Source organism: Streptomyces viridochromogenes (assembly GCF_001270495.1).
GTDB lineage: Bacteria > Actinomycetota > Actinomycetes > Streptomycetales > Streptomycetaceae > Streptomyces > Streptomyces viridochromogenes_A.
This window is the reverse complement of the sequence record NZ_LGUR01000118.1, coordinates 12,990-36,271: the sequence shown is the minus strand read 5'-3', so window position 1 is coordinate 36,271 and position 23,282 is coordinate 12,990. Positions and strand designations below refer to the sequence as shown.

General features: G+C 71.5%; 15 protein-coding genes. 3 read left to right on the top strand and 12 right to left on the bottom strand.

From position 1 onward, the window contains the following. From ADK36_RS14365 to ADK36_RS46205, 7 genes are read right to left on the bottom strand one after another with little or no spacing between them, the layout of a single operon-like run. A complete protein-coding gene (locus ADK36_RS14365; protein WP_048583399.1) occupies nt 1–834 on the bottom strand; it encodes an HpcH/HpaI aldolase/citrate lyase family protein in 834 nt (277 codons plus the stop codon). Continuing rightward, entirely contained in the window at nt 831–2,030 is a 1,200-nt protein-coding gene (locus tag ADK36_RS14360; RefSeq protein ID WP_048583398.1) for a CaiB/BaiF CoA transferase family protein, read from the bottom strand. The genes ADK36_RS14365 and ADK36_RS14360 overlap by 4 nt, the downstream gene beginning before the upstream one ends. Continuing rightward, on the bottom strand, nt 2,027–2,920 hold the full coding sequence (rbsK, locus tag ADK36_RS14355; protein WP_048583397.1) for a ribokinase: 894 nt from the start codon (nt 2,918–2,920) through the stop codon (nt 2,027–2,029). Before rbsK ends, ADK36_RS14360 begins: the two co-directional genes overlap by 4 nt. Next, on the bottom strand, nt 2,917–4,323 hold the full coding sequence (locus ADK36_RS14350) for an ADP-ribosylglycohydrolase family protein (RefSeq protein ID WP_053197796.1): 1,407 nt from the start codon (nt 4,321–4,323) through the stop codon (nt 2,917–2,919). The genes rbsK and ADK36_RS14350 overlap by 4 nt, the downstream gene beginning before the upstream one ends. Continuing rightward, nucleotides 4,311–5,486 carry an ADP-ribosylglycohydrolase family protein gene (locus ADK36_RS14345; protein WP_053197794.1) on the bottom strand — a complete coding sequence of 392 codons (1,176 nt, stop codon included), beginning with the start codon at nt 5,484–5,486 and terminating at the stop codon, nt 4,311–4,313. The genes ADK36_RS14350 and ADK36_RS14345 overlap by 13 nt, the downstream gene beginning before the upstream one ends. A gap of 8 nt (nt 5,487–5,494) precedes the next feature. After that, the gene (locus tag ADK36_RS14340) at nt 5,495–6,901 is read right to left on the bottom strand and encodes an ADP-ribosylglycohydrolase family protein (RefSeq protein WP_425315467.1); all 1,407 of its coding nucleotides are present in this window, start codon (nt 6,899–6,901) and stop codon (nt 5,495–5,497) included. Beyond that, on the bottom strand, nt 6,790–7,833 hold the full coding sequence (locus ADK36_RS46205; RefSeq protein WP_048586595.1) for an ADP-ribosylglycohydrolase family protein: 1,044 nt from the start codon (nt 7,831–7,833) through the stop codon (nt 6,790–6,792). The genes ADK36_RS14340 and ADK36_RS46205 overlap by 112 nt, the downstream gene beginning before the upstream one ends. Nucleotides 7,834–8,104: 271 nt before the next feature. Here ADK36_RS46205 and ADK36_RS14335 point away from each other — a divergent pair, with 271 nt between their 5' ends. From ADK36_RS14335 to ADK36_RS14325, 3 genes are all read left to right on the top strand, one after another. Next, nucleotides 8,105–8,836 (top strand): VIT1/CCC1 transporter family protein, encoded by a 732-nt coding sequence (locus ADK36_RS14335; protein WP_048586596.1) that lies wholly within the window; start codon nt 8,105–8,107, stop codon nt 8,834–8,836. Nucleotides 8,837–9,205: 369 nt separating this feature from the next. Continuing rightward, nucleotides 9,206–13,804 carry a glutamate synthase large subunit gene (gene gltB, locus ADK36_RS14330; protein ID WP_078916713.1) on the top strand — a complete coding sequence of 1,533 codons (4,599 nt, stop codon included), beginning with the start codon at nt 9,206–9,208 and terminating at the stop codon, nt 13,802–13,804. Further along, entirely contained in the window at nt 13,797–15,260 is a 1,464-nt protein-coding gene (locus ADK36_RS14325; protein WP_048586598.1) for a glutamate synthase subunit beta, read from the top strand. The genes gltB and ADK36_RS14325 overlap by 8 nt, the downstream gene beginning before the upstream one ends. Nucleotides 15,261–15,385: 125 nt before the next feature. Here the strand turns inward: ADK36_RS14325 and ADK36_RS14320 are convergent, their stop codons facing one another. From ADK36_RS14320 to ADK36_RS14305, 5 genes are all read right to left on the bottom strand, one after another. Then, on the bottom strand, nt 15,386–15,835 hold the full coding sequence (locus ADK36_RS14320) for a hypothetical protein (protein WP_048586599.1): 450 nt from the start codon (nt 15,833–15,835) through the stop codon (nt 15,386–15,388). Beyond that, nucleotides 15,832–16,161 carry a hypothetical protein gene (locus ADK36_RS48850; protein WP_159029321.1) on the bottom strand — a complete coding sequence of 110 codons (330 nt, stop codon included), beginning with the start codon at nt 16,159–16,161 and terminating at the stop codon, nt 15,832–15,834. Before ADK36_RS48850 ends, ADK36_RS14320 begins: the two co-directional genes overlap by 4 nt. Beyond that, nucleotides 16,158–21,278 (bottom strand): HD domain-containing protein, encoded by a 5,121-nt coding sequence (locus tag ADK36_RS14315; protein ID WP_048586600.1) that lies wholly within the window; start codon nt 21,276–21,278, stop codon nt 16,158–16,160. The genes ADK36_RS48850 and ADK36_RS14315 overlap by 4 nt, the downstream gene beginning before the upstream one ends. 80 nt (nt 21,279–21,358) lie before the next feature. Continuing rightward, on the bottom strand, nt 21,359–22,267 hold the full coding sequence (locus tag ADK36_RS14310) for a chitosanase (protein WP_053197790.1): 909 nt from the start codon (nt 22,265–22,267) through the stop codon (nt 21,359–21,361). After that, complete coding sequence (locus ADK36_RS14305) at nt 22,264–23,247, bottom strand: rhomboid family intramembrane serine protease (protein WP_425315362.1); 984 nt, start codon at nt 23,245–23,247, stop codon at nt 22,264–22,266. The genes ADK36_RS14310 and ADK36_RS14305 overlap by 4 nt, the downstream gene beginning before the upstream one ends. Nucleotides 23,248–23,282: the final 35 nt, after the last annotated feature.

Sequence of the window (23,282 nt, the reverse complement as noted above, 5' to 3'; positions counted from 1 at the left end):
TCAGCTTCGGCGGACCAAGGACAGGGTCCGCTGGGCCGTCGCCACCACCGCCGCGTCGATGAAGCTGCCGTCCGGGAGAGCCTGGGCGCCTTGGTTGGTCGCCGCTGCCTTGATGATCGTCTCCGCTTGTTCCAGCTCCTCCTCCGTGGGGAGGTAGGCACGCTCGATCACCGGGAGCTGGCGGGGGTGGATGGCCGCCCGGCCCAGGAAGCCCAGGGCGCGGCCGTGGGCGCAGGTCGCCGCCAGGCCGTCCAGGTCACGGATGTCGGGGTGGACCGTCTGGGGCGGGGGCGGCAGGCCCGCCGCCCTGGCCGCCACGATGACACGGGAGCGGGACCAGTCGAGGCCGGCGTCGCCCCGGATACCCAGGTCGGCCCGTAGATCCGCCTCGCCGAGGGCGATGCCGCGCAGCGACGGGTGGGCGGAGGCGATCGCGTACGCCCGCTCGATGCCCAGGGCCGACTCCAGCAGGGCGTGGAGCGGTGGGGCGCCGCCCGCACTCGGCGGTGTGGTCTCCGCGAGGCGGACGATCTGGTCGGGGGACCGCACCTTGGGCAGGCGGATGCCGGACAGGCCGGGGCGTGTGGCCAGCGCCTCCAGGTCCTTCGCCGCCGCCGGGGTGTCCAGGGCGTTCACGCGGACGTGGACGGGGACGGGGTGCTCGGGTTCGGAGAGCAGGTCGGCCGTGGCCGCCCGGGCGTAGTCCTTGCGGTCCGGGGCCACCGCGTCCTCCAGGTCGACGATGACGATGTCGGCGCCGGACGTCAGGGCCTTGGCGACCACATGGGGCCGGTCGCCGGGGGCGTACAGCCAGGTCAGGGGGAAGCGCGTCACAGGGTGCCCTCCTCACGCAGGGCCGCCCGTTCGGCGGGGGGCAGGCCCAGGCCGGTGAGGATCTCGGCCGTGTCCGCGCCGTGCGGACGGCCCGCCCAGCGGATCGTGCCCGGGGTGGCGGAGAGGCGGAAGAGCACGTTCTGCATCCGCAGCGGGCCCAGCTCGGGGTCGTCGACGGTGGTGATCGTGTCGAGGGCCGCGTACTGCGGGTCGGTCATCACGTCCCGGACGTCCTGGATCGGGGCCACGGCCGCCTCCGCCTTCTCGAAGGCCGCGAGGACGTCTGCGCGGGTGTGGCGGGCGATCCAGTCGCCGACCGCCCGGTCGAGGACGTCGGCGTGGCGGGCCCGGTCGGCGCCCGTCGCGAACCACGGTTCGTCGATCAGCTCGGGGCGTCCCACCAGGTGCATCACGCGCTCGGCGATCGACTGGGCGGAGGTGGAGACGGCGACCCAGGTGCCGTCCGCGGTGCGGTAGGTGTTGCGCGGGGCGTTGTTGGCGGAGCGGTTGCCGGTGCGTTCCTGGACATAGCCGAGCTGGTCGTACCAGGTGGGCTGGGGGCCGAGGGCCAGCAGCATCGGCTCGATGAGGGCCATGTCGACGACCTGGCCCTCGCCGGTGCGCTCGCGGGCGGCCAGCGCCGTCATCACGGCGTAGGCGGTCGCGAGGCCCGCGATGGAGTCGGCGAGGCCGAAGGGCGGGAGTGTCGGGGGCGCGTCCGGCTCCCCGGTGAGCGCGGCGAAGCCGCTCATCGCCTCGGCGAGCGTGCCGAAGCCGGGGCGGTGGGCGGAGGGGCCGAACTGGCCGAAGCCGGTGACGCGGGTGAGGACCAGGCGCGGGTTGGCGGCGGAGAGCTCCGGCCAGCCGAGGTCCCATTTCTCCAGGGTGCCGGGGCGGAAGTTCTCGATGACGACGTCCGCGGTCGCGGCCAGGCGGAGCAGGGTGGCGCGACCGCCGGGCCTGGAGAGGTTCAGGGCGATGGTGCGCTTGTTCCGGCCGAGCACCTTCCACCACAGGCCCACGCCGTCCTTCGACGGGCCGTGGCCGCGGGAGGGGTCCGGTTTCTCGGGGTGCTCGACCTTGATGACCTCCGCGCCGAAGTCGCCGAGCATCGTGGCGGCGAGGGGACCGGCGAAGAGGGTGGCCAGGTCGAGGACGCGAAGCCCGGTGAGCGGGGCGGTGGCTGCTTCGGTCATGACGCGTACCGCTCCTCGATCTCCGGGCGGTACGGCATCGACACGGTGGCGCCCTCGCGCTGCACCGACAGCGCGGCCGCCGCGGCCGCCCACCTCAGCGAGTCCGGCATCGGGCGCCCCTCGCCGAGCGCCACCGCGAGGGCGCCGACGAAGGTGTCGCCGGCGCCGGTGGAGTCGACGGCGGTGACCTTCGGGGCGGGGACGGTCAGGGGTTCGGCGCCGCGGGCGGCGTAGAGGCTGCCGGCCGCGCCCAGGGTGACGACGACCGCGGGCACCAGGTCGAGCAGCCCGATGGCCGCGTCGCGGGGGTCGGTGCGGCCGGTGAGGGTGGTCACCTCGTACTCGTTGGGCACCAACAGGTCGACGGCCGCGAAGAGTTCGTCCGGCAGCGGCTGGGCGGGGGACGGCGTGAGGACCGTACGGACGCCGTGGCGGCGGGCCGCCTGGGCGCCGGCGAGGACCGCGGCCAGGGGGATCTCCAACTGGAGCAGCAGGGTGTCGGCGGAGGCGATGACGCCCTCGTCCCCGGGGCTCAGGTGGTCCAGCGTGCCGTTCGCGCCGGGGATCACGACGATCGCGTTGCCGCCCTCGTCGTCCACCACGATGTGCGCGGTGCCGGAGGGGCCCTCGGCCGTGCGGAGGTCGTCGGTGTCCACCCCGGAGTGTTCGAGGGTGGAGCGCAGGTGGGTGCCGTAGGCGTCGTTGCCGACGGCGCCGATCATCAGGACGTTGCCGCCCGCGCGGGCCGCCGCGATCGCCTGGTTGGCGCCCTTGCCGCCGGGGATCGTACGGAACTCCCGTCCCCGCACGGTCTCGCCGCGCTGCGGGGCCTTTTCGACGTATGTGACGAGGTCCATGTTCGTGCTGCCGAGCACGACGATGTCGGTCATGGGCGAGTGGCCTCCAAGGGCTCCAAGGGGGAGAGCGGGCAGGCGAGTTCGTGGGTCAGCCGCGCCAGCGCGTCGAAGCCGGTGCCGTCGAAGTCGGCGACGGAGGTGGCGAGGCGGTTCTTGAGGGGGGCCGTCCAGCGGTCGGGGAGGGCGGCGGGGGTGCCGGCGAGGAGGGCGGCGATGCTGCCCGCCGTCGCACCGTTGGAGTCGGTGTCCCAGCCTCCCGATACGGCACGGCAGACGGAGCCGGTGAAGTCGCCCTCGGCGTGGGTGAGGGCGGCGGCGATCAGGGCGGTGTTCGGGATGGCGTGGACCCAGTGGTGGGTGGACGCGTGGGTGGCGTGGAGTTCGTCGACGACCGTGTCGAAGTCGTCGCGGGTGTCGGCCAGGTGGATGGCGTGGCGGATCGCCTGGGCCAGCCGGGATCGCGGGGGGATCACCGTGAGGCCGGTGCGCAGGCAGGCGTGGATGTCGTGGGGGCCGGTCGCCGTCGCCGCCCGCGCGATGACGGCCGCCGTGAACATCGCCGCGTAGACGCCGTTGGCGGTGTGGGTGAGGGTGGCGTCTCGGTGGGCCTGTTCCGCCGCGGCGGCCGGGGCGCCGGGGTTGGTCCAGCCGTGGACGTCCGCGCGGATGAGGGCGCCGATCCACTCGCGGAAGGGGTTGCGGTGGCGGGCCGTGTGCGGGGGCTCGATGCCGAGGAGGAGGTTGCGGTGGGCGATGCGTTCGGCGGTGAAGGTACGGCCGGGCGGGAGTTCGTCCAGCCAGAGACGGGCTACGTCCGTGGTGGTGAAGGTCCTGCCGTGGCGTTGGAGCAGCAGGAGGTTGAGGAGGGGGTAGTTGAGGTCGTCGTCCTCGGGCATGCCGTCGATGTTCTCGGCGAGGGAGGTGGGGGCCGAGCGGCGGTTCCAGGGGTGGGCGGCGAGGAGGTCCGCGGGGACACCGCGAGCGGTGAAGTAGGTGGTCAGGGGCCAGTTTCCGGTGGATCCGGCCAGTTGGCGGATGCCTTCGAGGGGGAGTTTCTCCACGGGCTTGCCCAGGAGACAGCCGACGGCCCGGCCGAGCCAGGCGGCTTCGAGGCGGGTGGGTGCGGGGGGCGCTGTGGAGGTGCCGGCGTCGCTCGGCCAGTCCGGGCACAGGGACCTGATCTTCTCCAGGTCCGTCGGCTCGTCGTCCTTCAACCTGCTGGGCAGGTCCGCCAGTTCGTCCAGCAGGTCCTCGGCCAGGGTCCGCAGATACCGCGACGCCGGCCCCGTCGAGGCGCCCGCCCGCAATGGAGCCTCCGAGCCGCCCGCCGCCCTCCACCTCTCCGCGATCCTCGACGGCTCCCGGCCGTCCAGCGCTGCCTGGTGGAGCTCGTGTCCGAGCAGGTCCTCCGGCTGGACCCAGGTCAGTCGGAGCATGGTCGGCCCTCCAACGCGGTGAACGCCGCCTTGTGGGCCCGGCGGCGGTGTACGTCCAGGGCGTGGATCTCCCTCGTCACCTCGGTCAGCGTGCGGGGCGGTTCCCACAGGTCGAGGCGGCTGGCCTCCGCGACCGTCTTCGACCAGTCCTCGGGGACCGGTGAGCCCAGCGCGCCGGCCAGGGCACCGGCCATCGTCGCGATCGAGTCGCAGTCGCGGCCGTAGTTCACCGCGCCCAGCACCGCTTGGCGGTAGTCCCCGTTCGCGACCAGCAACATGCCCAGGGCTACGGGGAGTTCCTCGATGGCGTGCAGACGGGAGGGGCGGCGGGCACCGAGGGAGGGCTGCCGGTAGTCGGGGCCCACCGTGTCGTACGGGGCGACCGCGTCCCGGAGCGGGGACAGCGCCGACTCGAAGTCCGTGTAGTGGCTCGCCGTTTCGCAGACCTTCTCGATCGCCGCTCGCGTCCCGTCCTTGGCCAGGGACAGGCAGGTGGCGATGACGGAGTCCGGTGTGGCGCCGGGTGCGCACGCCGCCGCCACCGCCGCGGCGAGGACGCCCGCCGCCTCACGGCCGTACGACGACTGGTGGGCGCCCGCGACGTCCAGCGCCTCGGCGTACGCGGCCCTGGGGTCGGCCGCGTTGACCAGGCCGACCGGGGTCATGTACATCGCGGCACCGCAGTTGACGATGTTGCCGACGCCGGCTTCTCGGGGGTCCACGTGGCCGTAGTGGAGGCGGGTCACCAGCCATTTCTCCGCCAGGAAGATGCGCTGGAGAGGGAGCGCCTCCGCCTCCAGTTCCGGGATCCAGCGCGGGCTGGTCATCAGGTCCGGGACCAGGTGGTCGGCGATCGCGTACGCGTCGAGGTGGTCGCGGACCCGCGCGTAGACGCGGACCAGCGCGTGGGTCATCAACGTGTCGTCGGTGACGTGTCCGTCGCCCTTGTGGTACGGCGCGATGGGACGGGCCGTGCGCCAGGCGTCGCCGTTCCAGGGGCCGACGACGCCGTGGACGCGGCCGCCGTGGCGCTGAAGGATCTGGTCGGGGGAGTAGCCCTCCACCGGGCCGCCGAGGGCGTCGCCGACCGCCGCGCCGACCAGGGCGCCGGTGATCCGCTCATCAAGACGCGGACCACTGCTTTCTTCCGCTTTGGGTGTCATGTCCCGAATCATCCTCCTGGTCGGGCCGGTTGCGTGGCTTCCAGAAGTTCGGCGAGTTCCACCAGGTCAGTGCCGGTGAGGCGGGGAAGTACGCAGCCGGAGAGGGTGCGGCAGGCGTCGCGCCAGGTCGCGGGGATGGACGTGCCGCCACCGAGCGCGCCCGCCAGTGCGCCGGCCAGGGCCGGTGCCGAGTCCGCGACCCGGCTGAGGCACGCCGCGGCGGGCACCGCCTCGGCGATACGGCCGCCGGCGGCGACCGCGAGGGCCAGGGCGACCGGGACCGTTTCGGCGGCGGCGATGCCGTAGCTGTAGACGTGGTCGACGATTTGGTGTTCGAGGAGGGGGATCAGGGCGAAGGCGCTGTCGGCGTCCCGCGCGAGCTCCAGGGCGTGGCGGGCGTTGCGGCCGATCTCCGTCTCCTCGGGGAGCTCGGCGAGTGCCGCGGCCACGCAGGTACCGGTCTTCGCGCCGGTCAGGGCCAGTGATACGGCCGCTGCCATCGCCCTCGCGCCGTGTACGCCGTCGCCGTCCTGGGTGTAGCGGGCGTCGAACTCGGCGAGGTCGGCGGCGCGGTGGGGGTCCCCGGGGTGGGCCACGGCGAGGACACAGGCCCGTACGCACGCCGCGTCGTCGAAGTAGTGCGGGTTGTCGTGGCCGGTGGCGGGCGGGCGCAGGCCGGTGGCGAGGTTGCCGAGGCCGGCGCGGACGGAGATACGGGCGCGCAGGGGGAGGATCGCCGACTCGATCTCGGGGGCACGGTCCGCTGCCGCGGCGACTTCGCTGGCTACGGCGTTCCAGGTGAGGTCGATCGCGGCTCGGGTGCGGCGTTCTCGGCTGAGGTCGCCGAGGGTGGTGTCGTCGCCGGCGCGAAGGAGTGCCTCTGCTGCGAAGGCCGCCCATTCCGCGTCGTCGGAGGGGCCCAGGCGGAGGGGTTCGGGGGGTTGGTTGAGGGCGATGGGGACGGGGAGGGTGGTCGTCGCGTTGTGTTCGGCGAAGGTGTCGAGCTCGCGGGTGAGGCGGCGGGTCCAGTCGGGCATGCGGGCGGCCCTGTGGCGGGCGGCGGGCCAGCCGGCGGCGTCGCCTGCGGCCAGGCCGAGCAGGAGGCCCTCGATGCGGTTGCGCTCCGGGAGGTGGGGCCTGGCGGCCTCGGCTTCGCCTTCGGCCGGTTCGTTACCACCCGCACCACTCGTGCCGCTTTCGTCGTCGGGTGCGGGTGGCCCCAGCGGGGAGAATTCGCCGTCGGCGGCCGCGAGTCCGATCGGCTGCGTTGCCTGGGTCCCTTCGTCCCACGGCGTGGGCGGCGTCATCGTCGGGCCCCTTCGACCGGTGCTCCCGCGCTCCACTTCCTGTCTTCCCCCGGCACCAGCAGCTCCGCCACGTCCAGTACGTGATGCCCGGCCATCGACGGCAGACAGCTCCCCCTCGCCGGTCCGATCGCGGCCGCCCACTCGGTCGGGATCGCCGACGCCCCCTGCGTCGCCCCGGCCAGTGCCCCCGCCACCGCCGCCGTCGTGTCCGCGTCCCGGCCCATGTTCACGGCCGTGAGGACCGCCTGGACGAAGTCGCCGTCCGCCGCCGCGTACGCCCCGAAGGCCAGCGCGACCGCCTCGGGGGCGAGGTCGGTCCAGGGGTAGCCGCCGATCACGACCGCGGAGCGGACCGCGCGTTCGCCCCGGTGGGCCACCGCCACGGCGCGGCGCAGGGAGCGGGCCGTCCAGGAGTCGTCCGGGACCACCGCGAGCGCCGAGGCGACCACCGCGATCGCCGGCGCTCCCGCCATCGCCGCGGCCACGCCCGCCGCCACCGCCTGGCCGCCGTAGATGCCCTCGCCGTCGTGGCTCACCGAGCCGTCGATCGCCACCAGGCGGGCGGCCTCCGCCGGGCGGCCCGCCGCGAAGGCGCCGAAGGGGGCCGCCCGCATGGCGAGGCCGTCGCTCCAGGCGTGGCGGTGCTGGGCCGAGATGGGGGCCGCGAGGCCCCGGCGAAGGTTCTCCAGCGTGCCGCGCTCACTGAAGCCGGCACCCCGGAAGGGGCCCTCCGCCCGGTCCGCGATCCACTCGTGCCAGGCCGCCTCCACATGGGCCGGGGTGAGGGCCGAGCCGTGGCGGGCGAGGAGGAGGCCCGAGAAGATCGCGTACTCGGTGTCGTCCGTGCCGGCGGGGTTGTCGGTGACGAACCCGGTGATGCGGCCCCAGCGGGCGCGGATCTCGGAGGGCTTCATGTTCTCCGCCGGAGCGCCCAGCGCGTCGCCGACCGCCAGGCCCAGCAGTGCGCCGCGCGCCCGTTCGCGGAGTTCGGCGGCGTTCCCGGGCGCCGGGACCGAGGGGGTGCAGGCGATGGATGGCATGCGAGGCCTCTCCTCCGGGGGCTCCGCCCAGGGCGCGGAGCCCTTTGCGGATGTGTCCCACCGTCGGCGGTTGACCTGAGCCTCGGAAACCTCAGAGTCACCCGGTCGACATCTGTGCGGCCCTCTACACGAATGAGCGTTCCAGGGGAAAACCGCAGGTTAGCCCAGCCTCTCCTTGCTGGCGGTGTGAAATTTCCGGGCGTAGATTTGGTGTTGTCGAAGAATAGAACTTGTCTAAAGACAGCCTTACCTGAGTTTCTGGGGGATCTTCATGGCCATCATCGAGACCGAGGCGCCGCTCCATGAGGCGCACCGTGACAACCACACGCACCGGGATGTGAACGGCGGCTGGCTGCGCCCCGCCGTCTTCGGCGCGATGGACGGTCTGGTCTCCAACCTCGCCCTGATGACAGGTGTCGCGGGCGGGGCGGTCGGTCATCAGACCATCGTGCTGAGCGGGTTCGCCGGGCTCGCGGCCGGCGCCTTCTCCATGGCCGCCGGTGAGTACACCTCCGTCGCCTCGCAGCGCGAGCTCGTCGAGGCCGAGCTGGACGTCGAGCGGCGGGAGCTGAGAAAGCACCCGAAGGACGAGGAGGCCGAGCTCGCGGCGCTCTATGAGGCGCGAGGGGTCGAGTCGAAGCTTGCCAAGGCCGTCGCCGAGCAGCTCTCCCGTGATCCCGAGGTGGCTCTGGAGATACACGCCCGCGAGGAACTCGGCATCGACCCCGGCGACCTGCCCTCGCCGCTGGTCGCGGCCGTGTCGTCGTTCGGGTCGTTCGCGCTGGGCGCCCTGCTGCCCGTCCTGCCGTATCTGCTCGGTGCGACCTCGCTGTGGCCGGCCGTGCTGCTCGCGCTCGTCGGGCTGTTCCTGTGCGGTGCGGTCGTGGCCAAGGTGACGGCGCGGACCTGGTGGTACAGCGGGCTGCGGCAGCTCGCGCTCGGTGGGGCCGCGGCCGGTGTGACGTACGCCCTGGGCAGTTGGTTCGGAACGGCCGTAGGATAGATCGGCTGGAACTTATGCGATGGGCCGCATAAGTAGCCGTTACTCGCTGGTTTCGGATGCATGACCACCGGGCATGAGCCGTAAGCGCTGTGGGCAATGACGCCTGCGGCGCACTCGCGGGGTGGGCGACGACGCCTCCTCCGCCTCGGATCGACGGACATGGACCTGTCTCGTTCGGTCTCCACATACTTCAAGCCATGGGCGCGGAACCCTTGTCGCAGCCCATGGTGTCCGCATGATGGAACGGATTATCCCGCTTCCCGAGAACCGCCCCATCATGTAACCTGCACGAAATTTTGCACTCACGCAGAGGGCCAACGTCGTCCCTCGGCAATTTGCATATGCCAGATGACGACGACGGGAGAGCCGATGCGTACGCCGCGCCAGCCGTCCCAGCACTCCGCGAATGGCCAGAACTGGTCCTTCATGGATGCTCGCCCTGCTGCGCAGGGTATGTACGACCCCCGCAACGAGCGCGACGCCTGTGGCGTCGGCTTCGTGGCCACCCTCACCGGCGAGGCGAGCCACACGCTGGTCGAGCAGGCGCTCACCGTTCTGCGCAATCTCGAACACCGTGGTGCCACCGGCTCCGAGCCCGACTCGGGTGACGGCGCGGGCATCCTCTCCCAGGTGCCGGACGCCTTCTTCCGTGAGGTGGCCGGATTCGAACTGCCCGAGGCCGGTGCGTACGCCGTCGGTATCGCCTTCCTGCCGGAGGAGGGGACCCAGGACGTCGTCTCGCAGATCGAGACGATCGCGTCCGAGGAGGGCCTCACCGTCCTCGGCTGGCGCGAGGTGCCCGTCGCCCCCGAACTGCTCGGTGCCACCGCCCGGTCGACGATGCCCGTCTTCCGCCAGGTCTTCGTCGCGGACGGTTCCTCCAAGGACATCGCCCTCGACCGCAAGGCATTCGTGCTGCGCAAGCGCGCCGAGCGCGAGGCCGGTGTCTACTTCCCCTCGCTGTCGGCCCGCACCATCGTCTACAAGGGCATGCTGACCACCGGCCAGCTGGAGCCCTTCTTCCCGGACCTGTCCGACCGCCGCTTCGGCTCGGCCATCGCCCTGGTCCACTCGCGCTTCTCGACGAACACCTTCCCGTCGTGGCCGCTCGCCCACCCGTACCGCTTCGTCGCGCACAACGGTGAGATCAACACCGTCAAGGGCAACCGCAACTGGATGGTCGCCCGCGAGTCGCAGCTCGTCTCCGACCTGTTCGGCGGTGAGGACAAGGCCCTGGAGCGCATCTTCCCGGTGTGCACCCCGGACGCCTCCGACTCGGCGTCCTTCGACGAGGTGCTGGAGCTGCTCCACCTCGGTGGCCGTTCGCTGCCCCACTCCGTGCTGATGATGATCCCGGAGGCGTGGGAGAACCACGACTCCATGGACCCGGCCCGGCGCGCCTTCTACCAGTTCCACTCCACGATGATGGAGCCCTGGGACGGCCCGGCCTGTGTCACCTTCACCGACGGCACCCAGGTCGGCGCCGTACTCGACCGCAACGGCCTGCGCCCCGGCCGCTACTGGGTCACCGACGACGGCCTCGTCGTCCTCGGCTCCGAGGTCGGCGTCCTCGACATCGACCCCGCCAAGGTCGTCCGCAAGGGCCGCCTGCAGCCCGGCCGCATGTTCCTCGTGGACACCGCCGAGCACCGCATCATCGAGGACGACGAGATCAAGGCCCAGCTCGCGGCGGAGAAGCCGTACGCCGAGTGGCTGGAAGCCGGCGAGATCGAGCTGTCCGACCTGCCCGAGCGCGAGCACATCGTGCACACGCACGCCTCGGTCACCCGCCGCCAGCAGACCTTCGGTTACACCGAGGAGGAGCTGCGCGTCATCCTCGCGCCGATGGCCAAGGCCGGCGCCGAGCCGATCGGCTCGATGGGCACCGACTCGCCGATCGCCGCGCTGAGCGACCGTCCGCGTCTGCTCTTCGACTACTTCACCCAGCTGTTCGCGCAGGTCACCAACCCGCCGCTGGACGCCATCCGCGAGGAGCTCGTCACCTCGCTGAACTCCTCGCTGGGCCCGCAGGGCAACCTGCTCGACCCGACGGCCGCCTCCTGCCGCTCGGTCACCCTGCCCTTCCCGGTGATCGACAACGACGAGCTGGCCAAGCTCATCCACATCAACGCCGACGGCGACATGCCCGGCTTCAAGGCCGCGACCCTGTCCGGCCTGTACCGGGTGCACGGCGGCGGTGACGCCCTCGCCGCGCGGATCGAGGAGATCTGCGCCGAGGCCGACGCCGCCATCGACAACGGCGCCCGGCTGATCGTCCTGTCGGACCGCCACTCCGACGCCGAGCACGCGCCGATCCCGTCGCTGCTGCTCACCGCGGCCGTCCACCACCACCTCATCCGCACCAAGCAGCGCACCCACGTGGGCCTGCTGGTCGAGGCCGGTGACGTCCGCGAGGTCCACCACGTCGCCCTGCTGATCGGCTTCGGCGCCGCCGCGGTCAACCCGTACCTGGCGATGGAGTCCGTCGAGGACCTGGTCCGCGCGGGCACCTTCCTCTCGGACATCGAGGCCGAGCAGGCCATCCGCAACCTGATCTACGCCCTCGGCAAGGGCGTCCTGAAGGTCATGTCCAAGATGGGCATCTCGACGGTCGCCTCCTACCGAGGCGCCCAGGTCTTCGAGGCCGTCGGTCTCGACGACGCCTTCGTCGAGAAGTACTTCAACGGCACGGCCACCAAGATCGGCGGCGTCGGCATCGACGTCATCGCCAAGGAGGTCGCCGCCCGCCACGCCAAGGCGTACCCCGCCTCCGGCATCGCCCCGGCACACCGCGCCCTCGACATAGGCGGCGAGTACCAGTGGCGCCGTGAGGGCGAGCCGCACCTGTTCGACCCGGAGACGGTCTTCCGCCTCCAGCACTCCACGCGCACCGGTCGCTACGACATCTTCAAGAAGTACACCGAGCGCGTGAACGAGCAGTCCGAGCGCCTGATGACGCTGCGCGGGCTCTTCGGCTTCAAGTCGGACCGTCCCTCGATCTCCATCGACGAGGTCGAGCCGGCCAGCGAGATCGTCAAGCGTTTCTCCACCGGGGCCATGTCGTACGGCTCCATCTCAAAGGAGGCGCACGAGACCCTCGCCATCGCCATGAACCAGCTGGGCGGCAAGTCCAACACCGGTGAAGGCGGCGAGGACCCGGAGCGGCTGTACGACCCGGCGCGGCGTTCGTCCATCAAGCAGGTCGCCTCCGGCCGCTTCGGTGTGACCTCCGAGTACCTGGTCAACGCCGACGACATCCAGATCAAGATGGCCCAGGGCGCCAAGCCCGGCGAGGGCGGCCAGCTGCCCGGCCACAAGGTCTACCCGTGGGTCGCGAAGACGCGTCACTCGACGCCGGGCGTGGGCCTGATCTCCCCGCCGCCGCACCACGACATCTACTCCATCGAGGACCTGGCCCAGCTGATCCACGACCTGAAGAACGCGAACCCGCAGGCGCGGATTCACGTCAAGCTGGTCTCCGAGGTCGGCGTCGGCACGGTCGCCGCGGGCGTGTCCAAGGCGCACGCGGACGTGGTGCTCATCTCCGGTCACGACGGTGGTACGGGTGCCTCGCCGCTGACGTCGCTGAAGCACGCCGGTGGACCTTGGGAGCTGGGCCTCGCGGAGACGCAGCAGACCCTTCTCCTCAACGGCCTGCGCGACCGCATCGTCGTCCAGACCGACGGCCAGCTGAAGACCGGCCGTGACGTCGTCATCGCCGCGCTGCTCGGCGCCGAGGAGTTCGGTTTCGCGACCGCGCCGCTCGTCGTCTCCGGCTGCGTCATGATGCGCGTCTGCCACCTGGACACCTGCCCGGTCGGCATCGCCACCCAGAACCCGACGCTCCGCGACCGGTTCTCCGGCAAGGCCGAGTACGTCGTGAACTTCTTCCAGTACATCGCCGAAGAGGTCCGCGAGATCCTCGCCGAGCTGGGCTTCCGCACCATCGAGGAGGCCGTCGGCCACGCAGAGACGCTGGACGTCACGCGTGCCGTCGACCACTGGAAGGCGCAGGGCCTGGACCTGGCCCCGCTGTTCCACGTGCCCGAACTGCCCGAGGGCGCGGTGCGTCACCAGCTGATCGAGCAGGACCACGGCCTGGAGAAGGCGCTCGACAACGAGCTCATCAAGCTCGCCGCCGACGCCCTGGCCGCGGACTCCGCGACCGACGCCCAGCCGGTGCGCGCCCAGGTCAAGGTCCGCAACATCAACCGCACGGTCGGCACCATGCTCGGCCACGAGGTGACGAAGAAGTTCGGTGGCGCGGGCCTGCCCGACGACACCATCGACATCACCTTCACCGGTTCCGCGGGCCAGTCCTTCGGCGCCTTCCTCCCGCGCGGCGTCACGCTGCGCCTGGAGGGCGACGCCAACGACTACGTCGGCAAGGGCCTCTCCGGCGGCCGGGTGATCGTCCGTCCCGACCGGGGCGCCGACCACCTCGCCGAGTACTCGACCATTGCGGGCAACACCATCGCGTACGGCGCGACCGGCGGCGAGCTGTTCCTGCGCGGTCGTACGGGCGAGCGGTTCTGTGTCCGCAACTCCGGCGCGACGGTCGTCTCCGAGGGCGTGGGCGACCACGGCTGCGAGTACATGACCGGTGGCCACGCGGTGGTCCTGGGCGAGACGGGCCGTAACTTCGCGGCCGGCATGTCCGGCGGTATCGCGTACGTCATCGACCTCGACCGCGACAACGTCAACGCCGGCAACGTCAGCGCCGTCGAGGCCCTCGACGACACCGACAAGCAGTGGCTGCACGACGTGGTCCGCCGCCACCAGGAGGAGACCGGCTCCACGGTCGCCGAGAAGCTCCTGGCCGAGTGGGACACCGCGGTGGACCGCTTCAGCAAGATCATCCCCAGCACGTACAAGGCAGTGCTCGCCGCCAAGGACGCCGCCGAGCGAGCCGGTCTGTCCGAGACCGAGATCACCGAGAAGATGATGGAGGCGGCGATCAATGGCTGACCCGAAGGGCTTTCTGAACCACGGCCGCGAGGTCGCCAAGTCCCGCCCCGTCGACGTACGTCTGAAGGACTGGAACGAGGTCTACGTCCCCGGCTCCCTGCTGCCGATCATCAGCAAGCAGGCCAGCCGCTGCATGGACTGCGGCATCCCGTTCTGCCACAACGGCTGTCCGCTCGGGAACCTCATCCCCGAGTGGAACGACTACGCCTACCGCGAGGACTGGTCGGCGGCGTCGGAGCGCCTGCACGCGACGAACAACTTCCCGGAGTTCACGGGCCGTCTGTGCCCCGCTCCCTGCGAGTCGGCCTGTGTGCTCGGCATCAACCAGCCGGCCGTGACCATCAAGAACGTCGAGGTCTCGATCATCGACAAGGCGTGGGACGCGGGCACCGTCGCCCCGCAGGCCCCGGAGCGCCTGTCCGGCAAGACCGTCGCGGTCATCGGCTCGGGCCCGGCGGGCCTGGCGGCCGCCCAGCAGCTGACGCGCGCCGGCCACACGGTGGCGGTGTACGAGCGCGCGGACCGCATCGGCGGCCTGCTGCGCTACGGCATCCCCGAGTTCAAGATGGAGAAGCGGCACATCAACCGCCGTATCGAGCAGATGCGCGCGGAGGGCACCCGCTTCCGCACCGGCATCGAGATCGGCCGCGACCTCAAGGCGACCGACCTCAAGAAGCGGTACGACGCCGTCGTCATCGCCGCCGGCGCCACGACCGCCCGTGACCTCCCGGTCCCCGGCCGTGAACTCCAGGGCATCTACCAGGCCATGGAGTACCTGCCCCTGGCGAACAAGGTGCAGGAGGGCGACTTCGTGACGCCCCCCATCACCGCCGAGGGCAAGCACGTGGTCGTCATCGGCGGTGGCGACACCGGCGCCGACTGCGTGGGCACCGCCCACCGCCAGGGCGCGGCGTCCGTCACGCAGCTGGAGATCATGCCCCGCCCGGGCGACGAGCGGAACGCCGTCTCCCAGCCGTGGCCGACCTTCCCGATGCTCTACAAGGTCACGTCCGCGCACGAGGAGGGCGGCGAGCGGGTCTACTCCGTCTCCACCACCCACTTCGAGGGCGACGAGGACGGCAACGTCCAGTGGCTGCACCTCACCGAGGTCGAGTTCATCGACGGCAAGCTGACCCCGAAGCCGGGCACGGAGCGCAAGATCCCCGCCCAGCTGGTGACGCTGGCGATGGGCTTCACCGGCACCGACCGTGAGAACGGCCTGGTGGACCAGTTCGGCCTGGACCTCGACGAGCGCGGCAACATCGCCCGCGACGCCGACTTCCAGACCAACGTCCCCGGTGTCTTCGTCGCCGGTGACGCGGGCCGCGGCCAGTCGCTCATCGTCTGGGCCATCGCGGAGGGCCGCTCGGCCGCCCGCGGCTGCGACCGCTTCCTGACCGGCGCCAGCGAACTGCCGGCACCGATCCGGCCGACGGACCGCTCGCTGATGGTCTGACGGCCACCGCCGTGACCTGACGGTCACTCAAAAACGTCCCGTACAACGGCGTACGGAACACCAGATGGCGCCTGCCCCACAGTCCCCGACCGGACGACTGGGCAGGCGCCGTCGCATGCGCGCCGCTACTTCTTGCCGGGCCACACCCAGGTGACGATGACGGCGGAGGAGACGGCGAGGACACCGAGGAGCCCGAACCACCGGGCCCACTCGACGAGCCGCCAGATGACGCGGGTGCGCTGCTTCTCGTATTCGAGCAGTCGTCCCGCCTCCAGCATGATCTCCTCGCCGGGCCGCCCGTGCACGGCGAGCACCCCCAGCCACGAAGCCGCGATCAGCGCGAGGAACCCCGTGACCAGCAGGCCGATCACGAGCCAGCGCGGGGTGTGCGCGAGCTTGCTGAGATCCTCCTGGCCCTTGAGCACGAAGACCGCGGTGAGCAGGCCGGTGAGGGCGGCGAGGAAGTTGCGGTAGCCCTCGGCCTGGTGGAGGGCGGCTTGCAACTGGCGCTCGGGGGAGGACAGTTCGCGGGTGCGGCGGTCGGCGTCGCGCAGTTGCTGCGGGGTGAAGCTCATGGTGTCGGGCCGTTCGCCGGCGCCTGCGGGGGCGCGATGACGAGCAGCGCGCCACAGCCGAGCCGCTCCGCCGCGGGGCGCCCCATGTGCAGCGTCTCGCACTGGCAGGGCGTGTGATACGGCATCGGCCCCGGCTTCTTACGACGGCCGAGATAGCCTCCCTTGGAGAGCAGGGGCTGACCTGAGGTCCAGGTTCGCGTCATCGCGCAACCGCATATCGGGCAGCGCCCGGTCGCCGTCGCCTCGCCGTTGGCCTCGTCCGTCGTCCACCGGAAGGTGAGCGGGGACGGGTGAGAAGCACCCTCGTCGTAGGGGATCGCGGTCATGTGGTGGGGTCCCGTCTGTCGGGTTCGTCCGGGAGCCGGAAGTCGAACAGCCGGCTGTAGGCCCCCAGGAGCTTGCGGACCTGCGACTCGGTGAGGTCGGTCTCCTCGGCGCGGAGCACGATGTGATCGAGGTCCACCGGGCCGGTCAACGCCGGGGCCCGGCCGGTCAGTTGTGCGGTCAGGATGATGACCTCCTGCCAGCCCGGGGCGAGTCGGGCCTCCTCGGCGTTCGGCTCGGGCACGGTCACCTCCAGCCCCAGGCAGCGGAAGGGCGCGTAGCGTTCGTACACCTCGCCGAGGGTTCGCCCGAAACGGCCGGCCACGAGGACGAGTTCGAGGGGGCCGAGGGTGCCGGGGCCGAGCAGGCCGGCGTCGAAGGCGGCCATGTCGAAGTGGGTGGGGCGGAAGTCCTCCAGCTTTTCGGCATCGGGGCCGTTGAAGTCGCCCGGGGGTGCGGGAGCGCCGAGGACGGTGAAGCGGGAGAGGTGGCGGAGGGAGGGGCCCAGGGGGGCATTGGCGATGCGACAGCGCTCCAGGATCCGCTGGATACTCAGCTCCGCGCAGAAGGCATGGTCATCGCCGAGGCCTTGGTTGGCGAAGATCACGTGGTCGCCCGGCTCCAGATGAAGGCTTCCGGCCTCCGGGGTTGTCACGCTCGCGACCGCCGTGAGGGGGAGATGCCGTCGCGTCCTGCTCAGGCGGTCCAGTTCCTCGCTGACCGTTCTGCCCGTGGCGAGCGCCATGGGGATGGTGAGGCCGTGATCGTCGAGAGCGGCGGATCGACGCCCCAGAACCCTGGTGAGGGGGTGTGCGAGTTCGGCCTCGAGGGCGAGCGCCTCATGGTCCCATTCGAGATCGCCGCGCAGCAGACCACACGCCTGCAGCACTGGCAGCGCCTCGCGCAGTCCCACGTCCTGCGCGGCGGTGCGTGTCGGGGTATTCGTGGCCGCCCTCACCAGCGACCAGGGGCCAAAGGGTCTGTCCTCGTCCTCCAGGGCTTTGGAGATCCACCTGGGTGCGACGAAGTCGATGGCTTCGGAGGGCACCGCGGGCGCTTCCACACCCGTGGCGGGCGCGATGTCGTTGATGCGCTTGGCGATCTCGCCCACGGGCGTCCCCAGTCTCTGGGAGATCTCGAACAGCTGAGCCCAGGAGAGCTCGCCCTGCAACAGCGAAGCGCCGTACCTGTCGGTGAGGAGAAGCCGTTCGGAAACCTTGAGCGGCCCGTGTTCCATCGTCTCCCTGGTCGGCTCGGAGGAGAACGAGAAGCCGAAGGGGGCCAGATGCCGGACCACGCGGACGACTTCATCGATCGGAAGGGTCGTGTCCGCGTAGTTCAGCAGGTCTACGGGTGCCACGGTGCCGGGCAGCCAGTGGACTTCGATGTCCCAGGAGTCGTACGCCTCGAACTCCGCCGTCAGGCGCGAGGCTTCGGCCGAGGCACGTTCCACCGCGAGTTCCGCGGTCAGTTCCGGCGGCTGCGGAAGGTCGGAGTCGAAGGCACGCAAGCCCTCCAGCCTGCTTGACAGTTCCCCGTAGGTGAGGCCCTCGTGAGCGGAGAGCACCACCATGGGCGCGTGCAGCGCGGCATCGGACGACGCCTGCTGATCCTGGTACAAGGCGTAGAGGAGCGCGTCGGTCCGGTCGGGCCGCATGTCATCGAGGCGACGGATGTCGTCGACGGCGGGCACGGACAATCCCATGACGGCATACCGGCGCAGGGCCCGCACCGATACACGCAGTGGGAGCCGGCACTCCGCCGCGGTACTCAGGGCCGTCACCCAGCCCTTTTCACTCATCGGATCCGTCACGAACAGCAATGCGTCCAGGGGAGCGGGATCCGGGTATCCCTTCGGGCGGAACACAGGACCGCTCTGGTCGGCGAGCGCGAGCCGGTTCGTCTGCCAGTCGCGGAGCAGTGCGGTCTCGTGCTGGCGATCGGCCCCGAGCGCGAGCACTCTGAACCTCTCCCGCAGTACTCCGCGGTCGACGGGCAGACAACCCACCTCGGCGAGCGGTAACCGCTCCAGCACCAGGGTGCGATCACCCGGCCCGCTCTCCAGTACGGCCGTCGTGTCCCCGGGCAGTGCCGTCAGCACCGCCACCGCCAGTCGTGGGGCGTTCGGGGCCAGCTCCCACAGCCAGCGCAGTGGCACTTCCGGCCAGTGGACCACCCCCTCCGGCACGCCGGCCAGCAGTTCACGCATGACGAGTTCCTCGTCGTACGAGAGCATCCTGTTCCGGTCGACGCTCGGTTCGGGGGAATGCCGTTCACGGAGATTGAACACCCTGCCGTGGACCGCGGGTGCGTTCTTGACGACCACTCCGTCCAGCAGCAGCTGCCCCTTGCCCTGCACGAGCCAGGCGTCCCGGCCCGCCTGAACGGGCTCCCCGTCCCAGGGCCCGTCGGCCGTCAGCGTGTGCGGCGCCCAGGTCGCGCTCCGGACGACCTGGCCGGGATCCTCCCGGTCCAGCTCCTGGGCGGTCACCTCGAAGTCGCTCACCCACAGAATCGACCGCAGCGTCTCCACCAGGGAGGGCTGCTTCTCCTCGTGCGCCGCGAGATACAGCCGCACCCGCGTCCCACCCAGCTCCGGGGCGTCCGCCGTGTCGCTGACCCGCAGCAGCCCGGAGCCGGACTGGATGTCGGCACGCAGAGGCTGCTCCGCGCCGGGGCGGCCGTGCCGGTCCACCGGCCGCGTCCACACGACCACCTCGTCGGCCAGCATGAAGTACGAGAACACCCCGATGCCGAAACGGGAGTTCATCCCGATGTCCGCGAGCCCGGCCCGGCGCCAGTTGCGCCGCTCCTGGACGAACTCGGGGTCCTGCTCGTATCGCTTGCCCGCCCGCGCGAACATCGAGGTCAGCTTGGCCCGGCTCATACCGGTGCCGTTGTCCTCGCACTCGATGTAGGGCCGCCCGTCGGAGTCCTGGCCCTGGGTGAAGGAGATCCGCGGGGTCCAGTTGGCGCGGTAGCCGCAGTCGGCCTGGGTCGCGCCGTACTGACGGCGCATATGGCGGTAACGGCAGGCGTCGAGGGCGTTCTGGTACAGCTCGCGGATGGCCAGCATGCGGTCGCCGTACAGCTGGGTGCCCATCAGCAGCGGCCGGATCTCGTCCTCGGCGAGCCGGAAGCGCTCCAGTGGCCGTCGGTAGAGCTGGTTGCGCGGCGTCAGGTTCTCGGCCGTGACCCGGTCGGGCAGCCCTTTGAGGAGAGGTGGCAGACCCGTCGAGTTCCACTCGCGGTGGACCGTCCGGACGGTGGCGTCCGCATGTCCGACCAGCTCTTCGACCGCCGCGTGCAGAGCCGGATGGGGGCAGCTGAAACGCACGTCGAGGCCGTGGGTGGCGGCGGTGCGGCCCTCGGTCTGGGCGTAGTCGAAGTCGTACGCCAGGGCCGTGACGACGTCCTGCGGCCGCAGCGGGACGTGTGCGCCAAGGTGGTCGACGAGCACGCTGGACAGGCGCCGGGGGTCGGCGGCGAGCAGGGCCGCGGTCCACAGCAGGCGGGCGAGCCAGGGCGCGCGCCAGGTGTTGTCGCGTACCGGCTGGCGGATGTTCCAACCGTCGCCCCGGCCAGGGACGTTGACCCGGGGGCCGTTGTCGGCGCCACCCGGGTTCACCGTGACATGGCCGAGCACCTGGCGCACCTGGTCGTCGACCTCGTCCCGCGCCTCGTCCGTGCGCGGCCCCGCCGTAGGATCCTCCGCCGCCGCCACCACGGCGTCGACCGCCTTGGCGACGATCGCGTCCACCGCCGGATAGGCCCCGTCCCGCTCCCACAGCGCGTCCCAGTCGGCGATGAAGCGGTGCCGCAGCCAGTGGTCGGCGGCGCGGGCGGCGTCGTCGAGGCCACGGGCCCGTAGCGTTCCGGCGGTGCGCTGTACCTGGGAGTGGGCCCGGCACACATCCTGGGCGGCGCCGCGCACCTGTCGCCCGTGCGGGTCGCTGTCGCCGCTCTCGTCGGCGGGCGACGCGCCCAGGTGGAGAGGCTGGTGGACCCGCAGGTCCTGGAGTGCCACCGCGACCAGGCCCTCGTGGACGAACGGGCCCGCCAGCAGACAGGCCGTCTCCGCGGGGGACAGGAAGTCGCCGGGGCGCAGCCCGGCGCGGCGGACGAGGTCGTCGAGGCGGCGTACGACGCGCTCGGGATAGGCCGGGTCGTTCCAGGGGTCGTCCGCGTGGGCCCCGGCTCCCGCGCAGCTGTCCACCACGTACCGGATCAGCTCGCCCAGCTGCTGCTTCACCCGTTCGTGCACCGCGGGGCTGCCGGCGGTGTGGTCCCACAGCTCGCAGCGCCTGACCGCCTCGGTCCACCGGAGGGTGTCCTCGGAGCCGTCGCACAGGACGATCTCCCCCGTACGGTCGCGGAGGCGGGAAGGCACATACGGGGCGGGGGTCTGGAGGACCGGGGCGTTCCCGGCCTGTCGGCGCAGTGCCTGGCTCGTGTAGTCGACGACGTCCGCGAAAGTGGTCGGCGGGCTGTTCGGCTGGAGCGCCTCGGCGAGGAAGCGGGCGAACAGGCTCCCCTCCGCGGGGTCGGCGTACGCGAACTGGCCCGGCCCGCAGCCGTACAGCCACAGCGCGTCCAACTCGTACGAAGCCCACCGCTCCTGCGGGTTTTCCGGGCCGGGGTCCTCCTCGGCCCGGCAGGCGTCGACGCAGACCACGGCGGTCACGCCGGGGCGCAGCCCCCGCAGCATCGTCCCGGGCTCCGCCTCGACCAGCGTGGCGGTGAGCAGGCCCTGCGTGCCGTCCTCGCGGAGCCCGCCCGGCTGGGCGTCGTACGGGAGCAGGTAGTCGTGGTCGCCGACGGACGTGCCGTGGCACGACACGTAGACGAAGGCGGTGTCCCCGGGCTCGCACGAGGTGAAGAAGGTGTTGAGCGCGCCTTGCAGCCGGGCGAGCCCGATGTCGTCGAGGCGGGTGGTGATCTCGTAGCCGGACCGCTTGAGTGCCGAGCCGATGAGTTCGACGTCCTGTGGGGCGCAGTCGAGGCGCGGGTAGCGCTCGGCGAGGTCCGGGATGTCATGGAGATCGGGAGTGTCCGTGATGCCGATGAGCAGTGCTCGTCGACGTCCCGCGGTCGTGCGTGCGTTGCCGACGGAACCCAAGTGCAGCCTCCCCCGAACGATTCCGTGCCCCGGCACATAATCCCAGAAGTCGGGGGAGAGAACGGACGGTTACCGACGACTCAGGGGACCCGGTACGTCTCCCCGTACACCCGCCACTCCAACGGCGTCCTCAACCGAAGGTTCCCGTCCTCCAGAAACCGCCGCTGGGCCGTATCGATACGGCTGGTGTCGGTGCCCGGTCGCTTGTCCCGCATGGCCGCCCGGCGGACGTCGAGGAAGGCGTCCAGGTACGCCTTCTCGGAGCCGCCCCGGGAGGGGGAGTCCGCCTCGCGCAGGGCGCGTTCGCGCAGGACGTAGAAGCCGTCCTCGTCGATGCCCGGGCCGTGGAAGACCATCGCGTCGTAGTAGACGAACTGGCCCAGCGTGCCGAGACCGTCCAGCTTGGCGAGGCGGACCGCGGGGTCGAAGTAGGCGCGGTCGCGCTCGGTGTCCTGTGCCTCGCGGAAGGCCGCCACCTCGGCCTCCGCCTTCCAGGCGGCCGGGAAACCGGGGTCCAGGCCCTCGTGGGAGTCGGTGCCGTCGACGGCGCGCAGGGCGGGCAGGTACCGGGCGAGGCCGTTGTCCGGGTGGTCCTCGGTGTAGTTCTCGACCAGGGCGAGCAGGTCGTGGGTGCCGGTGCAGAAGCCGATGGTGCCGGCCGTGTAGCCCTGGCCGTCGTCGAGGTCCTCGATGTCGCCGTAGGTGCGGCGCCAGTCCAGCGTCGAGCTCTCCGCGGTGGACACGAGCCGCTGGGCCAGCTCCTTCTTCGCCGGGGCCGCCAGGCCCGCCGGTAGCCGCGCGATCAGCTCGTCGTCCGCCGACCGCTCCTCCTCGGCCCGGCGCTTGGCCTCCTGCCGGGACTCCTGCTGCGCGGTGGCGACGGTGGACCCGCCCGGGCTCTCGGCGGACTCCTCCGGGACGAGGAAGTAGACGGTCGCGGTGATGGCTACGGGGACCGCCGCGAAGAGCAGGATGCCGACACGTCTCACTGGGCCACGCCTCCGCCGGTCAGTTCCGAGACCTTCGCGACCGCGACCACCGCCAACAGCGCGAGTACGCCCACGCAGACCGCCACCTGGATGAGGACCCGGCGCGGGCCGCGTGGCGCATAGGCGTAGGCGAGCGTCACCGCGGCTCCCGTCAGCAGTCCGCCGAGGTGGCCCTGCCAGGAGGTGAGGCCGGCGGAGAGCAGCAGCCACAGGAGCAGGAACGCCATGAACCGGTTGACGCCCCGCATGTCGGCGCCGACGCGGCGGGCCAGGACGTAGTACGCGGCGCCGAGGCCGAAGATCGCCCCGGACGCGCCGACCGACTCCACGTTCACGTCGGTGAGCAGCAGCACGAACACCGAACCGCCCAGCGTCGACAGCAGGTAGAGCGCGATGTAGCGAACCCGGCCCAGCATGGGCTCCACGATCCGGCCGAGCTGCCAGAGCGAGAGCATGTTCATCACGACGTGCAGCAGCCCGAAGGTGCCCTCGGTCGGCGGCAGGTGGAGGAAACCGCTGGTCAGCAGCCGCTCCCACTGACCGGCGACCACCCCCTCGGCATGGAAGTCCGACGGGTACCCGGGTTCGTAGACGTAGTAGCCGCCGTCCGGGCCGATCAGCCGGGCGCCGAGCATCGCGAACCGGTCCAGGATCTCCGGGCGCACCACCTCGGCCAGGTAGGCGAGGACGTTGAGCCCGATGAGCACGGAGGTCACGAACGGCGTCGTGGCGATCCGCCCTCCGACGACCGTCCGCGCCTGCCGCACCGACCGCGCGCCCTCCTTCACGCACTCCACGCACTGGTGGCCGACGGACGCCTCGCGCATGCAGTCCGGGCAGATGTACCGGTCGCAGCGGGTGCAGCGGACGTGCGACTCCACCTTGGGGTGGCGATAGCAGGTGGTGACGGCGGACTCGGTGGACGGGCCCGACCGGGTGGCCGGGGCGGACTCGGTGGACGGGGTGGACTCGGGCTCCACAGCCGGCTCCTCGATGGGGACGGGACGAACGGTGA

Bases quoted from the DNA above. Each gene is read 5' to 3' on its own strand.
- ADK36_RS14360 (WP_048583398.1), bottom strand. From the start codon at position 2,030: ATGACCGAAGCAGCCACCGCCCCGCTCACCGGGCTTCGCGTCCTCGAC.
- rbsK (WP_048583397.1), bottom strand. From the start codon at position 2,920: ATGACCGACATCGTCGTGCTCGGCAGCACGAACATGGACCTCGTCACA.
- ADK36_RS14350 (WP_053197796.1), bottom strand. From the start codon at position 4,323: ATGCTCCGACTGACCTGGGTCCAGCCGGAGGACCTGCTCGGACACGAG.
- ADK36_RS14345 (WP_053197794.1), bottom strand. From the start codon at position 5,486: ATGACACCCAAAGCGGAAGAAAGCAGTGGTCCGCGTCTTGATGAGCGG.
- ADK36_RS46205 (WP_048586595.1), bottom strand. From the start codon at position 7,833: ATGCCATCCATCGCCTGCACCCCCTCGGTCCCGGCGCCCGGGAACGCC.
- ADK36_RS14335 (WP_048586596.1), top strand. From the start codon at position 8,105: ATGGCCATCATCGAGACCGAGGCGCCGCTCCATGAGGCGCACCGTGAC.
- gltB (WP_078916713.1), top strand. From the start codon at position 9,206: ATGCGTACGCCGCGCCAGCCGTCCCAGCACTCCGCGAATGGCCAGAAC.
- ADK36_RS14325 (WP_048586598.1), top strand. From the start codon at position 13,797: ATGGCTGACCCGAAGGGCTTTCTGAACCACGGCCGCGAGGTCGCCAAG.
- ADK36_RS14320 (WP_048586599.1), bottom strand. From the start codon at position 15,835: ATGAGCTTCACCCCGCAGCAACTGCGCGACGCCGACCGCCGCACCCGC.
- ADK36_RS48850 (WP_159029321.1), bottom strand. From the start codon at position 16,161: ATGACCGCGATCCCCTACGACGAGGGTGCTTCTCACCCGTCCCCGCTC.